The 4263-nt window shown below is 42.9% G+C and carries 3 protein-coding genes; all 3 read left to right on the top strand.

The features are described from left to right. The coding region (locus BIY37_RS03020; protein WP_179129249.1) for an AAA family ATPase at window positions 1–405 on the top strand (405 nt) is incomplete at its 5' end. A 123-nt stretch (window positions 406–528) separates the two neighbouring features. Next, the gene (locus BIY37_RS03015) at window positions 529–834 is read left to right on the top strand and encodes a nucleotidyltransferase family protein (protein WP_070066366.1); all 306 of its coding nucleotides are present in this window, start codon (window positions 529–531) and stop codon (window positions 832–834) included. Window positions 835–921: 87 nt separating this feature from the next. After that, on the top strand, window positions 922–3753 hold the full coding sequence (locus tag BIY37_RS03010) for a BPTD_3080 family restriction endonuclease (RefSeq protein WP_070066365.1): 2832 nt from the start codon (window positions 922–924) through the stop codon (window positions 3751–3753). The last annotated feature ends 510 nt before the right edge of the window (window positions 3754–4263 follow it).

Below are 4263 nucleotides of genomic sequence, written 5' to 3'. Positions count from 1 at the left end.
TACCTGTATGCTCAAGGAGATATAAAAGAACCCACACGACTACACGATGACCCTCTATTTTTAATAATCATTGATTTCAAGAACAATCCGAAAATAGATTTCTATCATTTATATAATTTACCTAATATCATCAGAAGATACCTCGAAGCCTTCTTAGGATTTAAAGTGCCCAAACACCAGGGACTCGATAAGAAACTAGACTATCTTATTGATGATAAAGTAACGAAAGAAAGGATTCTAAAATTCATACACCATTATTCTCATAATAACTCGCTGCCACGTTCATTGAATTTTCCAGACTTAAAAGAGTGTTGTGAGGTTGTGGGGGTTGTCATAGAAACAATTAAACAAAAGGACGTGGCACATTTCGAAGCTTTGATTGAATCGATCCCTAACGCACCGTAGAAAAACCAAACCTTAAGCAGAGAATGTAAATTTCGATTAAACCTCGATAATAGTTTCAGGAGGGAATTTATGAGGATGATTAAAACCTCGGTTTGAAGGTCTTAAAATCATAAAGGTGGAGTTATGGGAAGGAAAAGTCATATAGAATTGCCGAAAGACAAGATTGCCGAATTCTGTAAGCGGCACCATATACGCAAGCTGTCGCTGTTCGGTTCCTGCCTGCGTGGTGATTTTGGGCCGGATAGCGATATAGATCTGCTCGTTGAGTTTAAACCGGATCATATTCCAGGTCTCATAACCTTATCAGGCATGGAGATTGAATTAAGTGAAATCATCGGACGCAAAGTGGATTTGAGGACACCGGAAGATTTAAGCCGTTATTTCCGCAAGGAGGTAGTTGAGTCGGCAGAGGTGCAATATGTGCAGTAAGGAAGATATTGTGCTGCAAACGGTTACTGACGATCTTCCGTTTCTCATAACTGAACTTGATAAAATACCTTCCCTTAAGAAAAATTTATGAAGAAAATAGATAAGCTCATTATCAATTCCCCTTACGAAGAACCAAGACAGTATTGGGAATATATAAGGGATACGCGGGAATTCGTCAAGCAGAACGGCAGAAGGCCCGCAGGGTATATTGTGGCTTCAGAGAACTCTAAATCATTTGACGACCCAGGAAAGCCTGTTGAAATTAAATTGGTTAATACCATTCGACCACGGATAAAGAAATGGCGAGGGCAAGCCTATCCGGGTGTTACCGGTATTACTAAAAGGTTACTGCAACATTGGCAAGACCCCGAAGAACGTAAAGATCGCAGGTTTTTCTTTTGCCAGTCAGAGGCCATTGAAACCCTGATATGGCTTACCGAAGCGCCGGAGGCCGACCGCACGGGCATTGAAATTCCCGGTGATGGTGGAGAGTTTTCACGATGGTGTAATAAGATGGCAACGGGTTCGGGCAAGACCATTGTCATGGGTATGCTCATCGCATGGCAAGTCTTGAATAAAGTAGCCAACAGTAAAGACACACGATTCTCCAAAAATGTACTCGTGATTGCGCCGGGATTGACGGTTCGCAATCGCTTATCGGTCTTGACTCCCTTCGACAAAGAGAACTACTATGAAGAGTTTAACATCGTTCCATCGGGTTTGATGGAATCACTTCGGCAGGGCAAGGTAAAAATCATTAACTGGCACGCCCTTGCTTGGGATAGTGAAGAAAGACTGGCAAAGAAGAAGACCGTCGACAAACGGGGCGCTAAAAGTGACGAGGCCTACGTGAGGGAAGCGCTGGGCGATATGTCAAATGCAACAAATCTTGTCGTGATAAATGATGAAGCCCATCACGCCTGGCGTATTCCGGCAGAAAGTAAAATTAAAGGCGTTAAAAAGGAAGACATTGAAGAAAGCACCGTTTGGGTAGGTGGACTGGACAGGATTCACCGGGCAAGGGGGATTCTACGGTGTTTTGATTTATCGGCCACGCCATTTGCCCCATCAGGGAAAAAAGCAACGGAAGAGGCGTTGTTTCCCTGGATTGTCAGCGATTTTGGGTTGAATGATGCAATTGAGTCAGGACTGGTAAAAACGCCGAGGGTTGTCATCCGTGATGATGCCCGTGTAGATGCGAATCTGCGTTCACGACTCTATCACATTTACATGGATGCCACCGTGAAAGACGACATCAACCGCAAGGCAGAAGGAAGCGAACCGCTTCCCGACCTCATCAAAAATGCCTACCTGCTTTTGGGTAAGGACTGGAAGGCCGCTAAAGATGATTGGGAAAAGGCAGGATATAAAATTCCGCCGGTGATGATAACCGTAGCAAACACGACATACACATCAGCCCGCATCAAATATGCCTTTGATCACGATGCCTTTTTACTATCCGTTGCCGGGTTGGGAGATTTGTGCGATCAAGAAAATATATTGCAAATTGACAGTAGCATTCTTGATAAGGCAGAGGCCGAAACAGAATCTATAGATGTCATTCCGAGCAAAAGCGAGGAATCTCAGGATGAAGATTCTTCGGCTTCGCCTCAGAATGACAAAAAGAAATCAACCAAAAAACAACAGGCTGAATTATTAAGAAAAACGGTTGATACCGTTGGCAAGATCGGAGAACCCGGTGAACAAAAACAAAACGTGATCTCCGTAGGCATGCTCAGCGAAGGTTGGGACGCTAAAACAGTTACCCACATCATGGGCTTACGGGCATTCAGCAGTCAATTATTGTGCGAACAGGTTGTAGGCCGTGGTTTACGGAGAACTTCGTATGATATAGGAAAGGACGGTTTGTTTGAATCAGAGTATGTGAATATCTTCGGTGTGCCTTTCACATTTATTCCTCATGAGGGAACCGATGGGCCTCCCCCTCCGCCTCCACCACCAAAAACCAGGATTGAACCGGTTAAAGAAAAGGCGGAACACAAAATCTCATTCCCGAACGTCCTGAGGATTGACCATGTTTACAAACCGCAACTATCCATTAACCCGGAAAAGGTTAAACCGCTTGAACTCGATCCCTATGAATCAATTACTGAGGCAGAACTGGCTGCAATTATCGTAGGGAAACCAAATCCTGCGGCGCTCTCGGAGATTGATTTAAAAGAAATTGGTGAAAAATTCCGTATGCAGTCTATCATATTCAGAATTGCATCTTCAATTTACCATTCAGAGAAGAAGCCAGACTGGAAAGGAAGTAAGGAAACGTTTTTGATTCAACTTATTGGAATTGTTGAGCAATTTATCTGTTCGGATAAAATCAGGATAAAAAATCCTTTGTTCAATGAGGATGAAGTAAGAAAGAGAATCTTGATTATGCTTAATGTGAACAAAGTCATTCAGCTTATCTGGAATGAGATACGCTCAGAGAATACGACGCAACTCACCCCGGTTTTTGACAAGGAGCATCCTATCCGTTCGACTGCTGATGTGCGCACCTGGTGGACAAGCAAACCGTGTGAGAACTTTAAAAAAACGCATATCAACTTTACCGTTGTTGACAGTAAAATGGAATTTCTTGAGGCAAGAACTATTAACGATTGTGAGCTTGTAGAATCATTTGTGAAGAACGACCATTTAGGTTTCGCCATTCTTTACATCTACCAGGGAGTTATCAGAAGATATTTTCCCGACTTCATTATCAAATTAAAGAACAGCGAACACCTCATTCTCGAAACTAAAGGACAGGACAGCGAGCAGAACAAAACCAAGAGGGCATTTTTAGATGAGTGGTGCAGGGCAGTGAATCATCATGGTGGTTTTGACAAATGGGGTTGGGCGGTGTCATTTGATCCCAATGATCTAGAAAAATTATTGTTTAATGCCTACAATGGAATCCTATAAAACTACTGTGTGCAGCCCATGCCATGGACAAGTAAACCTTGAAGAATATTTAAAATATGGATGACGTTTTGCAGACAATGAATTCGTGGTGAAAGAAGGAGAAAAGAGCCACCCTTTTCGCCTTGGCCAGTGGGGAATAGATGGGGCGTTTGCCAACGAGGGATATATAGTCTTTAAATGAAAACTACCAAAAATGACAAAAGTATCTGTTTTCGTTCATACGCTATTTGTGGTTAGCAACAAAAGAGAATGCTGTATTTGCGGAGGGACGGAGTGTCCCTAAAAGAGATTGCCATGCCGGTGCACGTAAAGACAATTCATGCATATTTGTTCAAGACGCTTGCAATCGTTGTCTTCCATTGAAGGAACTGATATAGTCATTGCCCCCCATAAGAAGGTGCCGGGGGGGGATGGGATTAAGATAAAACATTTTACAAATTTAAGAAGTGTGTACCTGTATCTGTCCGTAAAAATCTGTGTTCCAATAAAATTCAGGGAGGGATGATGAAG

Source organism: Candidatus Brocadia sapporoensis (assembly GCF_001753675.2).
GTDB classification, from domain to species: domain Bacteria; phylum Planctomycetota; class Brocadiia; order Brocadiales; family Brocadiaceae; genus Brocadia; species Brocadia sapporoensis.
This window is presented reverse-complemented; position numbering and strand designations above follow the sequence as displayed.

Bases quoted from the DNA above. Each gene is read 5' to 3' on its own strand.
- BIY37_RS03010 (WP_070066365.1), top strand. From the start codon at position 922: ATGAAGAAAATAGATAAGCTCATTATCAATTCCCCTTACGAAGAACCA.
- BIY37_RS03015 (WP_070066366.1), top strand. From the start codon at position 529: ATGGGAAGGAAAAGTCATATAGAATTGCCGAAAGACAAGATTGCCGAA.